Source organism: Salmonella sp. SAL00672 (assembly GCF_046552175.1).
In the GTDB taxonomy this organism is placed as follows: domain Bacteria; phylum Pseudomonadota; class Gammaproteobacteria; order Enterobacterales; family Enterobacteriaceae; genus Salmonella; species Salmonella enterica.
In genome coordinates this window covers 781,816-798,836 of sequence record NZ_JBGDUQ010000002.1, presented here as the reverse complement: position 1 = coordinate 798,836, position 17,021 = coordinate 781,816, and the positions used below count along the sequence as shown (strand labels likewise).

19 protein-coding genes and 1 other annotated feature are annotated in these 17,021 nt (G+C 50.1%); of the genes, 10 read left to right on the top strand and 9 right to left on the bottom strand.

Features of this window, described 5'->3' with window-relative positions:
* Window positions 1-352 precede the first annotated feature (352 nt).
* From clpB to rluD, 3 genes are all read right to left on the bottom strand, one after another.
* Window positions 353-2,926, bottom strand: a complete 2,574-nt coding sequence (clpB, locus tag ACLJTG_RS09760) for an ATP-dependent chaperone ClpB (RefSeq protein WP_001235092.1) — start codon at window positions 2,924-2,926, stop codon at window positions 353-355.
* Between the two features lie 129 nt (window positions 2,927-3,055).
* A complete protein-coding gene (gene yfiH / locus ACLJTG_RS09755) occupies window positions 3,056-3,787 on the bottom strand; it encodes a purine nucleoside phosphorylase YfiH (protein WP_198898400.1) in 732 nt (243 codons plus the stop codon).
* Complete coding sequence (gene rluD, locus ACLJTG_RS09750) at window positions 3,784-4,764, bottom strand: 23S rRNA pseudouridine(1911/1915/1917) synthase RluD (RefSeq protein ID WP_000079130.1); 981 nt, start codon at window positions 4,762-4,764, stop codon at window positions 3,784-3,786. The genes yfiH and rluD overlap by 4 nt, the downstream gene beginning before the upstream one ends.
* A 131-nt stretch (window positions 4,765-4,895) precedes the next feature.
* Between rluD and bamD the strand changes: the two genes are divergently transcribed.
* From bamD to pheA, 4 genes are all read left to right on the top strand, one after another.
* Entirely contained in the window at window positions 4,896-5,633 is a 738-nt protein-coding gene (gene bamD / locus ACLJTG_RS09745) for an outer membrane protein assembly factor BamD (RefSeq protein WP_000197660.1), read from the top strand.
* A gap of 271 nt (window positions 5,634-5,904) precedes the next feature.
* A complete protein-coding gene (gene raiA, locus ACLJTG_RS09740; protein ID WP_000178449.1) occupies window positions 5,905-6,243 on the top strand; it encodes a ribosome-associated translation inhibitor RaiA in 339 nt (112 codons plus the stop codon).
* A gap of 102 nt (window positions 6,244-6,345) precedes the next feature.
* Window positions 6,346-6,471: a sequence feature (Phe leader region), on the top strand.
* Entirely contained in the window at window positions 6,347-6,394 is a 48-nt protein-coding gene (gene pheL / locus ACLJTG_RS09735; RefSeq protein WP_010989056.1) for a pheA operon leader peptide PheL, read from the top strand. It overlaps the preceding feature by 48 nt.
* 22 nt (window positions 6,472-6,493) lie before the next feature.
* A complete protein-coding gene (gene pheA, locus ACLJTG_RS09730) occupies window positions 6,494-7,654 on the top strand; it encodes a bifunctional chorismate mutase/prephenate dehydratase (RefSeq protein WP_000200080.1) in 1,161 nt (386 codons plus the stop codon).
* Here pheA and ACLJTG_RS09725 read toward each other — a convergent pair.
* Genes ACLJTG_RS09725 through aroF form a run of 3 tightly spaced genes read right to left on the bottom strand, consistent with a single transcriptional unit; the run spans window position 7,615 to window position 10,782 of the window.
* Window positions 7,615-8,523, bottom strand: coding sequence for an SMP-30/gluconolactonase/LRE family protein (locus tag ACLJTG_RS09725; protein WP_061423835.1), 909 nt, complete (start codon window positions 8,521-8,523; stop codon window positions 7,615-7,617). The two genes, pheA and ACLJTG_RS09725, sit on opposite strands and share 40 nt — an antisense overlap.
* A gap of 57 nt (window positions 8,524-8,580) precedes the next feature.
* Window positions 8,581-9,702 carry a bifunctional chorismate mutase/prephenate dehydrogenase gene (tyrA, locus tag ACLJTG_RS09720; RefSeq protein ID WP_000225184.1) on the bottom strand — a complete coding sequence of 374 codons (1,122 nt, stop codon included), beginning with the start codon at window positions 9,700-9,702 and terminating at the stop codon, window positions 8,581-8,583.
* A gap of 9 nt (window positions 9,703-9,711) precedes the next feature.
* Window positions 9,712-10,782 carry a 3-deoxy-7-phosphoheptulonate synthase AroF gene (gene aroF / locus ACLJTG_RS09715; protein WP_001168062.1) on the bottom strand — a complete coding sequence of 357 codons (1,071 nt, stop codon included), beginning with the start codon at window positions 10,780-10,782 and terminating at the stop codon, window positions 9,712-9,714.
* 439 nt (window positions 10,783-11,221) lie between these two features.
* Between aroF and ACLJTG_RS09710 the strand changes: the two genes are divergently transcribed.
* Entirely contained in the window at window positions 11,222-11,740 is a 519-nt protein-coding gene (locus ACLJTG_RS09710; protein WP_001212379.1) for a YfiR family protein, read from the top strand.
* Window positions 11,733-12,953, top strand: coding sequence for a diguanylate cyclase DgcN (dgcN, locus tag ACLJTG_RS09705; protein ID WP_410958957.1), 1,221 nt, complete (start codon window positions 11,733-11,735; stop codon window positions 12,951-12,953). The genes ACLJTG_RS09710 and dgcN overlap by 8 nt, the downstream gene beginning before the upstream one ends.
* 252 nt (window positions 12,954-13,205) lie before the next feature.
* On the opposite strand, the gene ACLJTG_RS09700 is transcribed toward dgcN, so the two are convergent.
* The 3 genes from ACLJTG_RS09700 to ACLJTG_RS09690 are packed head-to-tail and all read right to left on the bottom strand — an operon-like array spanning window position 13,206 to window position 15,473.
* Window positions 13,206-14,255, bottom strand: coding sequence for a site-specific integrase (locus tag ACLJTG_RS09700; protein WP_023888577.1), 1,050 nt, complete (start codon window positions 14,253-14,255; stop codon window positions 13,206-13,208).
* A 24-nt stretch (window positions 14,256-14,279) separates the two neighbouring features.
* Window positions 14,280-14,618: a DUF2511 domain-containing protein gene (locus ACLJTG_RS09695; protein WP_131065847.1), complete on the bottom strand. Its 339-nt coding sequence runs from the start codon at window positions 14,616-14,618 to the stop codon at window positions 14,280-14,282.
* Between the two features lie 9 nt (window positions 14,619-14,627).
* On the bottom strand, window positions 14,628-15,473 hold the full coding sequence (locus tag ACLJTG_RS09690; protein ID WP_023888575.1) for a phage repressor protein CI: 846 nt from the start codon (window positions 15,471-15,473) through the stop codon (window positions 14,628-14,630).
* A gap of 113 nt (window positions 15,474-15,586) precedes the next feature.
* On the opposite strand from ACLJTG_RS09690, the gene ACLJTG_RS09685 reads away from it, so the two are divergent.
* Genes ACLJTG_RS09685 through ACLJTG_RS09670 form a run of 4 tightly spaced genes read left to right on the top strand, consistent with a single transcriptional unit; the run spans window position 15,587 to window position 17,010 of the window.
* On the top strand, window positions 15,587-15,958 hold the full coding sequence (locus ACLJTG_RS09685) for a hypothetical protein (RefSeq protein ID WP_001749808.1): 372 nt from the start codon (window positions 15,587-15,589) through the stop codon (window positions 15,956-15,958).
* A 32-nt stretch (window positions 15,959-15,990) separates the two neighbouring features.
* Complete coding sequence (locus tag ACLJTG_RS09680; RefSeq protein WP_080246902.1) at window positions 15,991-16,500, top strand: phage regulatory CII family protein; 510 nt, start codon at window positions 15,991-15,993, stop codon at window positions 16,498-16,500.
* Window positions 16,501-16,507: 7 nt separating this feature from the next.
* Window positions 16,508-16,708, top strand: coding sequence for a phage filamentation protein Fil family protein (locus ACLJTG_RS09675; protein ID WP_131065848.1), 201 nt, complete (start codon window positions 16,508-16,510; stop codon window positions 16,706-16,708).
* The gene (locus ACLJTG_RS09670; RefSeq protein ID WP_131065849.1) at window positions 16,672-17,010 is read left to right on the top strand and encodes a DUF5347 domain-containing protein; all 339 of its coding nucleotides are present in this window, start codon (window positions 16,672-16,674) and stop codon (window positions 17,008-17,010) included. Before ACLJTG_RS09675 ends, ACLJTG_RS09670 begins: the two co-directional genes overlap by 37 nt.
* Window positions 17,011-17,021: the final 11 nt, after the last annotated feature.

The following is a 17,021-nucleotide window of genomic DNA, read 5'->3' as shown; positions in this document are numbered from 1 at the left end:
TTCGAGTGCCCACACAGATTGTCTGATAAATTGTTAAAGAGCAGTGCCGCTTCGCTTTTTCTCAGCGGCGCGGGGTGGCGTATATTACGCTTTCCTCTTTTTGAGTCAAGCCTTTATTTTCGCTTTCCTCACAGACTTCTTAATGAAGTCTTTCTGACCCGGCGGCCTGTATGCCGTTGTTCCGTGTCAGTGGTGGCGCATTATAGGGAGTTATTAGAGCCTGACAAGACCTAAATGCAAAAAAAAGCTCAACCGTTCACTTTTCAAACAACATTTGAACCAAAAGCCTATTTTCGCCTGGTTTTTAAACAAAAACGAGCCCGTCAGGGCCCGTTTTATTCAAATTTGTGACTTACTGCACTGCCACAATACGATCATCATTGGCTTCAAGGCGAATCACTTTGCCAGGAACCAGTTCACCAGACAGGATTTGCTGCGCCAGTGGGTTTTCGATCTGCTGTTGAATAGCACGTTTTAACGGACGCGCCCCGTAGACCGGATCGTAACCGTTGGCGCTCAACAGTTTCAGCGCCTCGTCGGAGATATGGATTTCATAACCACGTTCTTCCAGACGTTTGTACAGACGCTGCAGCTGGATCTGAGCAATAGAAGCGATGTGTTGCTCACCTAACGGATGGAATACCACAACTTCATCAATACGGTTGATAAATTCCGGACGGAAGTTTTGGCTAACCACACCCAGCACCATCTCTTTCATTCGACCGTAATCCAGTTCGCCAAAGCGCTCCTGAATGAGATCGGAACCGAGGTTAGAAGTCATAATGACCACCGTATTACGGAAGTCGACCGTTCTCCCCTGCCCGTCAGTCAGTCGACCGTCGTCCAGCACCTGCAACAGAATGTTGAATACATCCGGATGCGCTTTTTCCACTTCATCCAACAAGATGACGGAATAAGGACGACGGCGCACCGCTTCCGTCAAATAACCGCCTTCTTCATAGCCGACATATCCCGGAGGCGCCCCGACCAAACGAGACACGGAGTGTTTCTCCATAAACTCAGACATGTCGATACGCACCATCGCGTCGTCGCTGTCGAACATAAAGTTAGCCAGCGCTTTACACAGTTCGGTTTTACCGACCCCCGTCGGCCCAAGGAACAAGAAGGAACCAATCGGACGGTTCGGATCGGACAGCCCCGCGCGGCTACGACGTATGGCGTTCGATACTGCTTCAACGGCTTCATTCTGCCCGATCACACGGCTGTGTAACTCTTGTTCCATACGCAACAGTTTTTCACGTTCGCCTTCCAGCATTCTGGCAACCGGAATACCGGTCCAGCGCGCCAGCACTTCGGCAATTTCCGCATCCGTTACTTTGTTACGTAACAGACGCATGGTTTTACCTTCCGACTGGGTCGCGGCTTCCAGCTGTTTTTCCAGCTCCGGAATTTTGCCGTACTGCAGTTCAGACATTCGCGCCAGGTCGCCAACGCGACGCGCCTGCTCGATGGCGATCTTCGCCTGCTCCAGCTCCGCTTTAATAGTTTGCGTACCAGAAAGTGATGCTTTTTCCGCTTTCCACTCTTCTTCCAGCTCAGAGTACTGACGCTCTTTATCGTCCAGTTCTTCGTTGAGCATATCAAGACGTTTTTTACTCGCCTCGTCAGACTCTTTCATCAACGCCTGCTGTTCCAGTTTGAGCTGAATAATGCGGCGGTCGAGTCTGTCCAGCTCCTCCGGCTTAGAGTCAATCTGCATACGAATGCTGGATGCCGCTTCATCGATGAGGTCGATAGCTTTATCCGGCAACTGACGGTCAGCGATATAGCGGTGAGATAATGTTGCCGCCGCCACAATCGCCGGGTCAGTGATCTGCACATGGTGGTGCAGCTCGTAACGTTCTTTCAGGCCACGCAGAATAGCGATGGTGTCTTCCACTGAGGGTTCTGCGACAAACACTTTTTGAAAACGACGTTCCAGCGCCGCGTCTTTTTCAATGTACTGACGGTATTCATCCAGCGTGGTCGCACCCACACAGTGCAGTTCACCACGCGCCAGCGCCGGTTTCAGCATATTCCCGGCGTCCATTGCGCCATCGGCCTTACCTGCGCCAACCATGGTGTGCAGCTCGTCGATAAACAGGATGACGTTGCCTTCCTGTTTCGCCAGATCGTTCAGCACGCCTTTCAGACGCTCTTCAAATTCGCCGCGATATTTCGCCCCGGCCACCAGCGCGCCCATATCCAGCGCCAGTACGCGGCGACCTTTTAAGCCTTCAGGGACTTCACCGTTAATAATGCGCTGCGCCAGTCCTTCAACAATTGCCGTTTTACCGACCCCTGGCTCACCGATTAACACCGGGTTATTTTTAGTACGACGTTGCAGTACCTGAATGGTACGGCGAATTTCTTCATCACGACCAATTACCGGGTCAAGCTTACCTTGTTCAGCCCGCTCGGTCAGATCGACGGTATATTTTTTCAAGGCCTGACGTTGGTCTTCAGCCCCTTGATCGTTCACGCTTTCACCTCCGCGCATCTGTTCAATTGCCTGAGTGATATTGGCCGTGGTCGCACCGGCTGATTTCAGCAGATCGGTTAACGTGCCGCGAGACTCAAGCGCCGCCAGAACAAACAGCTCTGACGAAATAAAATTGTCTCCCCGTTTTTGCGCCAGCTTGTCGCAAAGGTTCAGTACGCGTACCAGTTCCGAAGAAGGCTGTACGTCGCCGCCGGTGCCTTCCACCTGCGGTAAACGGCTCAGCGCTTGATCGATAGCGGTGCGCAACTGGCCAGCATTAATGCCGGCGGAGGTTAATAAAGGACGTATCGATCCCCCTTCCTGGTTCAGCAAGGCGCTCATTAAATGAAGAGGTTCGATGAATTGGTTGTCGTGCCCCAGCGCGAGCGACTGGGCATCGGCAAGAGCAAGCTGGAATTTGTTAGTAAGACGATCCAGACGCATAACTCCTCCCATAACAGGTCAAAATTGCTACTGGAGATTAAATGAGGTCATCCCTCAATTATTCAAGGTGAATGACCTGAATTATGTGAAAAGAAAGTTACCCGTACCGGATCGTCTTGATTCTTTAGGTTATATCAGCCAAATAAAACTTGCCATACGACCTGTCGTCTTGTCGCGACGATAAGAGAAGAAAGTCTCACTTTCGCTAAAGGTGCAGCGATCCCCGCCATAGACATGTTCAACGCCGGTATTCGCCAGACGTTGGCGTGCAAGCTGATAAATATCCGCCAGAAATTTTTCCCCGTGCGGCAAAAATGCGCTATCGGCTTGCGCATCTTTTGCTAAAAATGCGTCACGCACTTCCGGCCCCACTTCAAACGCGGCCAGGCCGATCGCCGGACCTAACCAGGCGATGATATTTTCTGGTTTGTCAGCAAAGCAGGTGACAGTTTCCTCCAGTACGCCTTCACATAATCCGCGCCAGCCCGCATGAGCCGCCGCCACTTCTGTTCCCTCACGGTTACAGAATAGCACAGGCAGGCAGTCTGCCGTCATTACCGCGCAGACGGTTCCTGGCGTATTGCTGTAAGACGCATCCGCACGTTTGGAGGCATAAGGTTCTCCGGTAAGCCTCAATACATTTTTACCGTGAACCTGTTCAAGCCAGACAGGTTTCGAAGGCAGATTGCCCGCCGCAAACAGACGCTTGCGGTTCTCTTCAACATGCTCCGGGTTATCGCCGCAATGCGCGCCCAGATTCAGCGAGTCGTAAGGCGGTAAACTCACCCCGCCAATACGGGTAGAACTACAGGCTGCGACGCCTTTCGGCAGCGGCCACTGCGGGACAATCAGTGCATTCATAACCAGTCCACATCATCTTTATGATCTTCAAAATCGGCGCGCATCGCATCGATAAGGTCCACCATATCTTGTGGAATCGGCGCGTGCCACTCCATTTCGATACCCGATACAGGATGGTAGAGACGCAGCATTGTTGCATGCAGCGCCTGGCGGTCAAACTTACGCAGCGTGGAAATAAATTCTTCCGATGCGCCTTTCGGTGGACGTGGACGACCACCGTAGACCTGATCGCCCACTAACGGGTGCGTAATATGCGCCATATGCACGCGGATCTGGTGCGTACGCCCGGTCTCCAGACGCAACCTAAGACGCGTGTGCACACGGAAATGTTCCATAATGCGGTAGTGGGTCACCGCCGGTTTGCCCATGGGATGCACCGACATATGGGTACGTTTGGTCGGGTGACGACTGATGGGTTCATTCACCGTTCCTCCCGCCGTCATATGTCCGATCGCGACCGCTTCATATTCGCGGGTGATCTCGCGCAGCTGCAAAGACTCCACCAGGCGCGTTTGCGCCGGAACGGTTTTGGCCACCACCATCAGCCCCGTCGTGTCCTTATCCAGACGATGCACAATGCCCGCGCGCGGGACATCCGCAATCGGCGGATAATAATGTAGCAACGCGTTCAGTACCGTACCGTCCGGGTTACCCGCGCCAGGATGTACCACCAGATCGCGTGGTTTGTTGATAACCAGAATATCGTCATCTTCATAAACAATATCTAACGGGATATCCTGCGCTTCAAAACGAATCTCTTCGTCGATCTCCGCATCAATAGCCACCCGCTCGCCGCCTAACACTTTTTCTTTTGGCTTATCGCAAAGTTGACCATTGACCAACACGCGCTGATTCAAAATCCATTCTTTTATACGCGAACGTGAATAATCCGGGAACATTTCGGCCAAAGCCTGATCTAAGCGTTGACCGAGTTGGTTTTCGGAGACCGTTGCGGTGAGTTGTACTCGTTGTGCCATATACAGCTTCTTCGTTTAACGTTGGGTTTTACGGCTTTGCCGTTTAATATAGTGTGCTATTGTAGCTGGTCTTAACCGGGAGCAGGAACAGAGAATCTCCCGTAAAACATTTTGAGGAAAGTCAAAACGTCATGACGCGCATGAAATATCTGGTGGCAGCAGCCACGTTGAGCCTGTTTCTGGCGGGTTGCTCGGGTTCAAAGGAAGAGGTGCCCGATAATCCGCCGAATGAAATCTACGCGACTGCTCAGCAAAAGCTGCAGGACGGTAACTGGAAACAGGCAATAACGCAATTGGAAGCGTTAGATAATCGTTATCCATTCGGACCGTATTCTCAGCAGGTGCAGTTGGATCTTATCTACGCCTATTACAAAAACGCCGATTTGCCGCTAGCGCAGGCCGCCATCGATCGTTTTATGCGTCTTAATCCAACGCACCCTAATATTGACTATGTCATGTACATGCGCGGCCTGACGAACATGGCGCTGGATGATAGCGCGCTGCAAGGTTTCTTTGGCGTCGATCGCAGCGATCGCGATCCGCAACATGCGCGGGCGGCGTTCAATGACTTTTCGAAACTGGTACGCAGCTATCCTAATAGCCAGTACACCACCGACGCCACTAAGCGTCTGGTATTCCTGAAAGACCGTCTGGCGAAATATGAATATTCCGTCGCAGAGTACTATACCGCGCGCGGCGCATGGGTTGCGGTCGTAAACCGGGTAGAAGGTATGCTACGCAATTATCCTGATACGCAGGCCACGCGCGATGCGTTGCCGCTGATGGAAAACGCCTATCGTCAGATGCAGCTGAATGCGCAGGCTGACAAAGTCGCGAAAATTATTGCCGCTAACAGCAAAAACACCTGAAGCAATACCAACAAGCAAAACGGCAGCCTTCCGGCTGCCGTTTTTTTATTCGATATCTGATGCAACAGAAATGATTTCACTGCAACGCATCCAGTCAAATATGGCCTGCTTTCAGCCATTCCTCAAGTAAAAGATCGCTTCTTCCTGCGATGCCTCACAAAAAGTTCGCCTTGACAAAAAGTGACAAAATAATGTGATTTACATCACACATTTTGACATTAAGAACGGTATGCTGGAATCACCAAGACGGGAAAGACAAGAGGTAAAATTTATGACAATGAACATTACCAGTAAACAAATGGAAATTACTCCGGCAATCCGCCAACATGTCGCAGACCGTCTCGCCAAACTGGAAAAATGGCAAACTCACCTGATTAATCCTCATATCATTCTGTCTAAAGAGCCACAGGGCTTTATTGCTGACGCCACCATTAATACACCGAACGGACATCTGGTCGCCAGCGCAAAACACGAAGATATGTACACCGCTATTAATGAATTGATCAACAAGCTGGAACGGCAGCTCAATAAAGTGCAGCATAAAGGCGAAGCCCGTCGTGCCACCGCATCGGTGAAAGATGCCAGCTTCGTCGAAGCAGAAGAAGAGTAGTCCCTTACATTGAGTGTATCGCCAACGCGCCTTCGGGCGCGTTTTTTGTTGACAGGATTAAAACAGTACGGGTACTGTACTTACGTACACAAAGGAAACAGTTATGAAGCTAACCCGGTTTTTCTTCGCATTCTTTTTTATCTTCCCCTGACCGGGAGGCGTTTCGTCATGTGATAAAGAATGCGAAGACGAACAAGAAGGCCTCCCCCACCGGGAGGCCTTTTTTATTGATAACAAAAAAGGCAACACTATGACATCGGAAAACCCATTACTGGCGCTGCGAGATAAAATCAGCGCTTTAGACGAAGAGTTACTGGCCTTACTGGCAAAACGACGCGCGCTGGCGATTGAAGTGGGACAAGCAAAACTACTGTCGCATCGTCCGGTTCGGGATATCGATCGTGAACGCGCGCTGCTGGACAGACTCATCCATCTCGGTAAAGCCCACCATCTCGACGCACACTACATTACCCGTCTGTTCCAGCTTATCATTGAAGACTCCGTGCTTACTCAGCAGGCGCTGCTGCAACAACATCTGAATAATACTCACCCTCATTCGGCACGTATTGCGTTTCTTGGGCCGAAAGGCTCCTATTCTCATCTCGCGGCGCGCCAGTATGCTGCACGCCATTTTGAGCAATTTATTGAGAGCGGTTGCGCAAAATTCACCGATATTTTTCATCAGGTCGAAACCGGCCAGGCCGATTACGCCGTGGTTCCGATAGAGAACACCAGCTCCGGCGCTATCAACGATGTGTACGACTTATTGCAACACACCAGTCTATCAATTGTCGGTGAGATGACCGTCACTATCGATCACTGCGTGCTGGTTTCCGGCGCTACGGATCTGAATACCATCGAAACGGTGTACAGCCATCCGCAGCCGTTTCAGCAGTGCAGTAAATTTTTGAGCCGCTATCCGCACTGGAAAATCGACTATACCGAGAGTACGTCGGCAGCGATGGAAAAAGTCGCGCAGGCAAACTCTCCGCGCGTCGCGGCGCTCGGCAGCGAGGCAGGCGGCATGTTGCACGGTTTACAGGTGCTGGAACGCATCGCCGCAAACCAGACGCAGAATATCACCCGCTTTCTGGTACTGGCGCGCAAAGCCATCAACGTTTCCGATCAGGTTCCGGCAAAAACCACTCTGTTAATCGCCACCGGGCAGCAAGCTGGCGCGCTGGTCGAAGCGCTGCTGGTGCTGCGTAACCACAATCTCATCATGACGAAACTGGAGTCGCGCCCCATTCACGGCAATCCGTGGGAAGAGATGTTTTATCTCGATATTCAGGCGAACCTGGAGTCGCAGGTAATGCAAAGCGCGCTAAAAGAGCTGGGCGAGATCACGCGCTCAATGAAAGTGCTTGGCTGCTATCCCAGCGAAAACGTCGTGCCGGTAGAACCTGCCTGACGTTCAATAAAACGGCTTTTCTTCATCCCTGCGACGGCTACCTGCAGGGTGAAGATGGCGCCGGAGAGCGGATAATCCGCCACTTCCTGAGCAGACATATTTTCTCTGGTAGTTGTAATAAACAGCGTTTTCATATCTGCGCCGCCAAAGCAAACCATCGTCGGACAACGTACCGGCAACCGGTACTCTTCCAGCTGCTCTCCTTGCGGTGAGAAACGCGCCACGCGCCAGCCGTCAAACATCGCGCTCCAGTAGCACCCTTCGCTATCCATCGCCGCGCCGTCGGGAAGTCCTTCTCCTTCGCCAAAATGGCGAAAAAGTTCACGCTTGCCCGGTTCGCCATGCTTATCAAGTAACGTGCGGTATATCACGCCATTCGGCGTATCGGAGGTATACATCCACTGGTTATCCGGGCTGAACGCCAGGCCGTTGTGTCCCTGGATATCGCACTGGATCACTTTTGCCGTCAGGTCATGATCGATCCGCATCAGCAACGCGCCATTATAGTCACCTGGCGCCCAGAACGTTCCGGCATAAAAACGTCCATCGCCATCAGTGCCGCCATCGTTGAAACGCGCCAGTTTCGTATTAGAGGGATTGTCGCAAATCTTACGCTGCAATAATCCATTTTTATCGGCCAGCCAGATAGCATGACGCATGGCCACAATAAATCCGCCCTGCTCACGCAAGGCAAAACAGCCCACCTCTTCCGGAAACGCCAGCACGCTATGCGTCCCACTCGCCGGATGGTAACGATGGATCTCCTGTTCCAGGATATCGGTCCAATACAGCGCGCTTTCATCCTCGCTCCATGTGGGGCATTCTGGTAAATGTCCGGCATAATCAAATAAAACGTGCGGCGTAGTCATAACGGTTCCTTAAACGAAAAAAGCCAGCAAAGCTGGCTTTTAGTATAGATGTCATCATTATGGTCGGCTGTCATTCGCCTGACGCAATAACACACGGCTTTCATTCTGGAAGCGTCTGGCATAATCGCCAAACCAGTGTTCAACTTTGCGAAAACTGTCGATAAAAGCCTGCTTATCACCCTGTTCCAGTAACCCGATCGCATCGCCAAAACGTTTATAGTAACGCTTGATAAGCGCCAGATTGCGCTCCGACGACATAATAATGTCCGCATACAGTTGCGGGTCCTGGGCGAACAGACGCCCGACCATCGCCAGCTCCAGTCGATAAATCGGCGATGATAGCGCCAGAAGCTGCTCAAGCTGGACGTTCTCTTCCGCCAGATGCAGCCCATAAGCGAAGGTAGCAAAGTGGCGCAACGCCTGGATAAAAGCCATGTTCTGATCGTGCTCGACAGCGCTAATTCGATGCAACCGCGCGCCCCACACCTGGATTTGCTCAAGGAACCACTGATACGCTTCCGGTTGACGCCCGTCACACCAGACCACCACCTGCTTCGCCAGGCTCCCGCTGTCCGGACCAAACATCGGATGCAAGCCCAACACGGGGCCATCATGGGCCGCCAACATTGCCTGCAACGGACCGCTTTTCACCGATGCCAGATCGACCAGAATACAGTCGGACGGCAGGGGCGGCAGTTGCGCTATGACCTGTTCAGTAACATGAATCGGCACGCTGACGATCACCATTCCGGCATCGGCGACAATGTCCCTGGCGCGCGGCCAGTCCTGCTGTTCCAGAATATGGACCTGATAGCCCGACAGCGTGAGCATTTTTTCAAACAGACGCCCCATCTGTCCGCCGCCGCCCACAATGACGACCGGACGCAGAGAAGGACAAAGCGTTTTGAACCCCTTATCATTTTCGCTGGAGTAAGATTCACGCATTACCCGGCGCAGGACATCTTCAATGAGATCGGGCGGGACACCGATCGCTTCTGCTTCCGCCCGTCGTGAAGCCAGCATAGAGGCCTCACGCTCCGGCACGTAAATAGGCAGGCCAAAACGGCTTTTCACCTCGCCGACTTTGGCAACCAGTTCCAGGCGCTTAGCCAGTAAATTCAACAACGCTTTATCGACATCATCTATTTGATCGCGTAATGCGGTCAATTCAGCAACCATAACAACCTCTTATGCGACGCGCACCGCCAGCTGGCCGCTCAAATCTTTATGAATTTCACGTAACAGGGCATCGGTCATCTCCCAGCTAATACAAGCATCGGTGACGGAAACGCCATACTTCATTTCGCTGCGCGGCTGTTCGGAAGACTGATTACCCTCATGAATATTACTTTCAATCATTAAGCCAATGATTGAACGATTGCCATCTTTAATCTGCGCAACCACAGATTCGGCAACGGCTGGCTGGCGGCGATAATCTTTATTGGAGTTACCATGACTGCAATCTACCATCAGCGAAGGACGTAGTCCCGCCTGTTCCATCTCTTTTTCACACTGAGCGACATCTGCCGGGCTATAGTTTGGCGCTTTGCCGCCACGCAGAATCACATGGCCATGCGGATTTCCCTGGGTTTGCAATAACGCAACCTGACCGGCCTGGTTAATGCCAACAAAGCGATGGGGTTGCGCAGCGGCGCGCATAGCGTTAATCGCTGTCGCCAGGCTGCCATCCGTGCCGTTTTTAAAGCCGACCGGCATAGAAAGACCAGACGCCATTTCGCGGTGGGTTTGCGATTCGGTTGTGCGCGCGCCTATCGCCGACCAGCTAAACAGATCGCCCAGGTATTGCGGGCTGTTCGGATCCAACGCTTCGGTCGCCAATGGCAACCCCATATTCACCAGTTCCACCAGTAGCTGACGCGCTATTTTCAACCCGGCTTCCACATCAAATGAGCCATCCATGTGAGGATCGTTAATCAGCCCTTTCCAGCCGACGGTAGTTCGCGGCTTTTCAAAATAGACGCGCATTACCAGATAGAGGCTATCGCTGACCTCTGCGGCAAGGGCTTTAAATCGACGGGCATATTCCAGAGCGGTTTCAGGATCGTGAATAGAACAAGGACCGCATACCACCAACAGACGCGGATCGCGCCCGGCAATAATGTCAGAAATGATTCCCCGGGACTGCGCTATCTGCGCTTCCTGCGCCAGGCTCAAGGGAAAGGCCGCTTTAAGCTGCTCCGGCGTCATTAATACCTGTTCATCGGTGATACGTACGTTATTCAGCGCGTCTTTTTGCATGATGGCGATCCTGTCTTTTCTTGTTTGCGATAGTTGATCCTCCACGAGGATGTTTAAACCATACCACAAAAAGTAAAGATTTCAATCCATATTACGTAAAATAAACTTTACACCATGCGCAATCATCGATTAAACCCCCTCATTTCGTATCAAAAACTTTACACAACAAGTGAATTATTTTATTCCCAGCCTCAGAAAAGCGGTAAAATGAGCGATGCTCGCTATTTTTTGATTATTTTTTCTCCGCACACATATTTTTACTTTCTGATATAGGGTGATTAATACCATTATCACAAGAATTTAATATCAGGGATATCACTTAAATTATTCATATTATCAATAAGACATAATGACGATATGGCAAAATAATGTTATTTTGCTACAAACAATCACGGATGTATTTTAATGCTTTACGACTGAAGATGGTGGGGACTTGTTAATGCGTTTTTCTCACCGATTTATCCTTCTATTATCGCTATTATTAGCAAGCTTGCCTCTGTATGCTCAACGCGTCACGGAAGAAGAGAAATCCGTACGCGCCATCGTCTCCGGTATCGTCAGTTATACACACTGGCCGGCGTTATCCGGGCCGCCAAGGCTATGCATATTTTCATCTGCGCGTTTTGTCAGGGTACTTAGCGAAGAGGCTGACTGGGCTTTCCCTTATCAACCGCTTGTCATCCGTACCACACAGGAAGCCCTGAGCGCCCGCTGTGATGGTTTTTACTTTGGCAATGAATCGCCAGCTTATCAGGTGGAGTTAACGCGTCATTATCCAGTTAATGCCTTGTTATTAATTGCCGAGCAAAATACCGAATGTATTATTGGCAGCGCATTTTGTCTGATCATTAACAATGATGAAGTCAAATTTTCCGTCAACCTGGACTCCCTCTCGCATAGCGGCGTGAGAGTGAATCCAGAAGTATTAATGCTTGCACGGAATCAAAAGCATGAATAAGGAATTTTCTCTGTCCAGACCAACATTTAAACGCACACTACGGCGGATTAGTATAATCAGCGTGCTGCTTACAATGACATTGATCTGGCTATTAATTTGCGTTGCGTCTGTCCTTACGCTCAAACAGTATGCGCAAAAAAATCTCGATTTGACCGCCGCCACAATGGCCCATAGCCTTGAAGCGGCACTGGTATTTTCCGATAACGCGGCCGCAGCGGAAACGCTCGCCACACTGGGACGCCAGGGACAATTTTCAGCGGCGGAGGTCCGCGATAAAAATGGCCGTACTATCGCCTCATGGCGCTATGATGCGCGAGCCGCAGACGATAAGCTCATCGGCTTAATTAGCCACTGGCTTTTTCCATTGCCGGTATCACAACCCGTCTGGCACAACGGCAGGGCCATCGGCGAAGTACGGCTTGTCGCCCGCGACAGCCTTATTGGTCATTTTATCTGGCTATCGCTGGCAGTGCTGACAGGATGTATTCTGCTGGCATCCGGCATTGCCCTGCTGCTCACGCGTTATTTGCACAATGGCGTTGTGGATGCGCTGCAAAATATTACTGAAGTTGTACACGACGTTCGCACTAACCGAAATTTTTCACGCCGGGTACCTGATGAGCGTATTGCGGAATTTCACCTGTTTGCGCAGGATTTCAATAGCCTTCTGGATGAGATGGAAGAATGGCAGCTACGGCTTCAGGCTAAAAATGCCCAGTTACTACGTACCGCGCTGCACGATCCGCTGACGGGGCTTGCCAATTGCGCGGCATTTCGCAGCTGTATTAACGCGCTGATGAAGGACAATTCCGCTCGTAGCAGTTCGGCATTGTTATTTCTGGATGGCGATAACTTTAAATATATTAATGATACCTGGGGACATGCGGCAGGCGACCGCGTACTTATAGAGGTTGCCAAAAGATTAGCGGAATTCGGTGGTAGCCGTTATCAAACTTACCGACTCGGCGGCGATGAATTTGCGATGGTGCTTTACGATGTACATTCGGAGTATGAAGTACAACGTATTTGCGCAGCGCTATCCCAGGCGTTTAATCGACCTTTTGAACTGCATAACGGCCAGCGGATAACGATGACCCTGAGTATTGGCTTTGCGCTGACATGGGAACATGCCACTGCCGAAAAACTACAAGAACTGGCCGATCGAAATATGTATCAGGCTAAACACCGGCGTGCGGAACGCTCGCTAAATTAAGGAACGGGCCTGGCCGTTTCTGACTCAGCGTTGAGACCACAGACCCGGCCTAATCATGCAACCGTCCATGGCGTGGAGCAACCCCATAAAAAAGGGGCCAGCGTAATGCCAGCCCCTTCTTTTCTACAAGCTTTCGGATGTTGCGAAAGCGCGTTCTTAGTTAAGACGCTCCTATTAACACCCCATCAAAAACATAAACTTACATTTAAAATCAATTAGTTAAAGTAATTTTAAATGCAGTGAATTGCAGTGTTATGCAACCTCTGCCGCCATATTGTCGCCAACATACAGCGATAACGGATTGAGGGTTACAGCTTGTTCAAGGTGGTCAGGAGCAAAGTGCGCATACTTCATTGTTTCTCGAATATTGGCGTGTCCGAGAATTTTCTGCAGCACCAGTATATTTCCGCCGTTCATCATAAAATGCGCACCAAAAGTATGACGCAAAACGTGAGTCTTCTGCCCTTCCGTTAGCTCAATGTTCGTTAGTTTGAGCATCTTTTTAAACTCCTGATAGCAGGGCTTAAACATTCTGCCCTGACGTTCGGACAACTCGTCGTACAGCCATTTAGGAATCGGAACCGTGCGATTCTTCTTACCTTTGGTTTTGGTGAACGTCAGTTTATGTGGAGAAAGTTGAGGGCGGGTCAATCTCTCCGCTTCCCCCCATCGAGCGCCGGTTGCAAGACACACCTTAACAATCATGGTGAGGTCTTCTTTGCCGTATTGCTCGCAGGCTCGAAACAGTTCCGGGAGCTGAGACAAAGTTAGCCAGGACATTTCTTTCTCAGCTTCTTTGAATACTCGAATCCCATCGAGCGGATTAGGCAGGCTCCACTCACCTAACCGGCGGAGCTCATTAAACACTGCTTCGAGATATTGCTGTTCGCGATTGACAGTTATCGGTTTGGCGATCCATTTTGCAGGGTCTTTGTGATATCCATTATCTATTTCACCACGAAGCCGTTTATCACGATAGTGAGCCCAATCTTTAGCAGTAAGGCGGGATGCGATAGGGTCACCAAGACCATTGCATACAATCTGTAATTTAGCCAATCGTGACTTGCTTGCAACTAAAGCCTGTCCATGCAGATTATGCCAAAGCTGGATTATCTCACTTAAACGCCGCCGGTCTTCTTTCTTGCCAAGCCACGGCTTATCCTCATTCTCACTTTTCGTAAATGCTTCGAATGCCTCGGCCTCACCTTTGGTATTGAATTGCCGACGTATACGCCGCCCTTCTCGACCATTTGGATAGAGTTCACACAACCATTTTCCACTTTTTTGTTTACTTACAGTCATTGCGATACCGAGGCTAAAAGAAAATTAATTACAAAGGGCTGTAGCGGCATCAATCACCGGTGAAATTGAAATTTTAACGCCGTCATACTCAGGGTCATCCTTCCATACGTCATCTAAGTTAGCCCCCTCCAGCTTTCCTGATTTAACAGCATCTACCGCCATGCCATTCAGAGGATATCTATCATCAGTTTTGATGTCATACACAAAAGCATAAGCACGGTTAACACATGATACCTTTGCCTTTTCAAAGGTTAGAGGCCACTTGTCACCATATGCAGCGCCGTCTATCTCTTTAAACTTCTCAGCGGCTATGGCTGAGGAAGAAAGTGCAATGCAGACCATCGCAAATATAAACCTTTTCATTACTGCTCCTTAAACATGCTTTTCCAAAGTAAAAATAACCGCACCTGATGGTGTGATATCTGAAAGATTACATTCAAACTCAGCAGACTTATTTGATAACCTGACCTTTCCACCTGGCAACCTGATTACGTCAAAAACATCGAGTGCGCCATCAATACCAATAAGCCAGCGACCATTTCCTATCTTCGAGTTAGAACTATCAACAAGCCAAGATGTGCTCACACCATCGATAAACACTAAATCATCAGTATTTGATGGAGCCATAGATATATCAGGAGTCCAGCGTCCGATATCTTTGAGTTCGCCCGCCTCGAGGCGGCACTTTCTAATCGTTAAAACATTTGCCGGTTCACCATCATTACTATTACGCATCTGGCCTTTTCCGGTTGATAACCATTCTAACGATACGCCAGTATCAAGGGCGCAAGTGACAACCACGTCACCGGGGAAAAAATCACGTCTAACCCAAGTGCTTATAGTGCCGGAAGATATACCTAATAAATCTCCAAGCTCTTTTTGCAGAGTAAAACCATACGCATCGAGAATCCGACGCAGAACCGCCCTCCCTCCATTTGCCATGATTTCATCATAGAGTTGCTTACCTTTAAGCTTAGTTTTCGCCACTTCAAATCTTGCATTTGCAAGCTCACCATTAATTAGCCATCGCAGGTCAGCTCCAGTATCAAGAGCACACTCAACGAAAACGTTGCTAGGGATTACGTTTCTAGCAAGCCAGCTACTCACGTTGTTTGCATGTATGCCAAGCCTTTCGGCTAGTTCCTTTTGCTGCTTAAAGCCGTATGCAGAAAGGACACGTTCCAATGCGGCAGACGCATTAACATCATTTTTAGACATATGACACCAACAAGAATTTTGTTTACAACCAAAATTTAGCGATCTATATTGGTGTTCATCGACCAAGATGCACACCACTGCACTACATTTCAAATAACAGGAGATAATGCGATATGTCAGATGCAAAATCAATCTCGACGCACGACACGCAAAACTCACAAAATCAAACTGTGCTGTTAGATCCAACACAATTTGATGCCATCGTTACCGCCATGCTGCCAGCTCTGCAGACAATGATTCGCTCCGCTATGTCAGACACAATGACAGTGAAAGACTTTGCTGCCACTCGCGGTGTAAGCGAGCGTCTGGTCTGGCAATGGCTCGATGAGGGCATCCTTTTAAAAGCTCCGACCAAAGACTTTTCCAACAAAGAGGAAGCAGCTAAACGAAGCCGCACCCTCGTAAACGTAAAAGCATGGCGTGACAAGCTGACTCAACAAGCGATTGATTGTCGCTACATCGACCAGCGCACCGCTCTTAACTGAACTTGATTATGCAAGTTGATGGAGATTTCAACATGTTTGATTTTCAGGTTTCCAAACATCCCCACTATGAGGAAGCGTGCCGGGCTTTTGCGCAGCGTCACAACATGGCGAAGCTGGCCGAGCGTGCGGGTATGAATGTTCAGACGTTACGCAACAAACTCAACCCGGAACAGCCTCACCAGTTCACGCCGCCTGAATTGTGGCTACTGACTGACCTGACCGAAGACTCAACCCTCGTTGATGGTTTTCTGGCACAGATTCATTGCCTGCCATGCGTGCCGGTTAATGAGCTGGCTAAAGACAAATTGCAGTCTTATGTCATGCGTGCAATGAGTGAACTCGGCGAACTGGCAAGCGGTGCGGTATCTGATGAACGTCTGACCTCTGCCCGTAAGCACAACATGATTGAAAGCGTTAACGCTGGCATTCGCATGTTGTCATTGTCGGCACTGGCGCTGCATGCACGTCTGCAGACTAATCCCGCTATGTCGAGCGTGGTCGATACCATGAGTGGTATTGGCGCATCGTTTGGTCTGATTTGAGGTGCGTATGCTGAAAAGTGAACCGTCATTCGCGTCTCTGCTCGTAAAGCAAAGCCCCGGCATGCACTACGGCCACGGCTGGATCGCAGGTAAGGACGGCAAGCGCTGGCACCCGAGCCGCTCACAGGCTGATTTACTGGCTGGCCTCTCTACTCAAAAGCAGGGGGAATCATGGCTATCGAAGCTGTTTTCGCGACTGTTCCGCTAAAAGCAGGTGAACGTCTGGCTGGTCTCAATCATGTGGCTGAATTGCGCGCGAGATATTGGGGCGATAGCTGGAAAGAGGTTGAGCGTTTTGTCGATGATATGCGCGATAAACGTGACCCACAATTTGAAGAAAATAATCGGGCGCTGGCCGCTATTTTCTTTTTGGCAAAAATACCGGCGGCTCGTCATGAGCTCGAATTAAGTGAGCTGACTACTGACGAGAAAAAAGCGCTTATTACAGCGATGAATCATTTTCGTGCAGTAGTGAGCTTATTTCCAAAACGGCTAACCATGCCGAATTAACCAACGGCAGA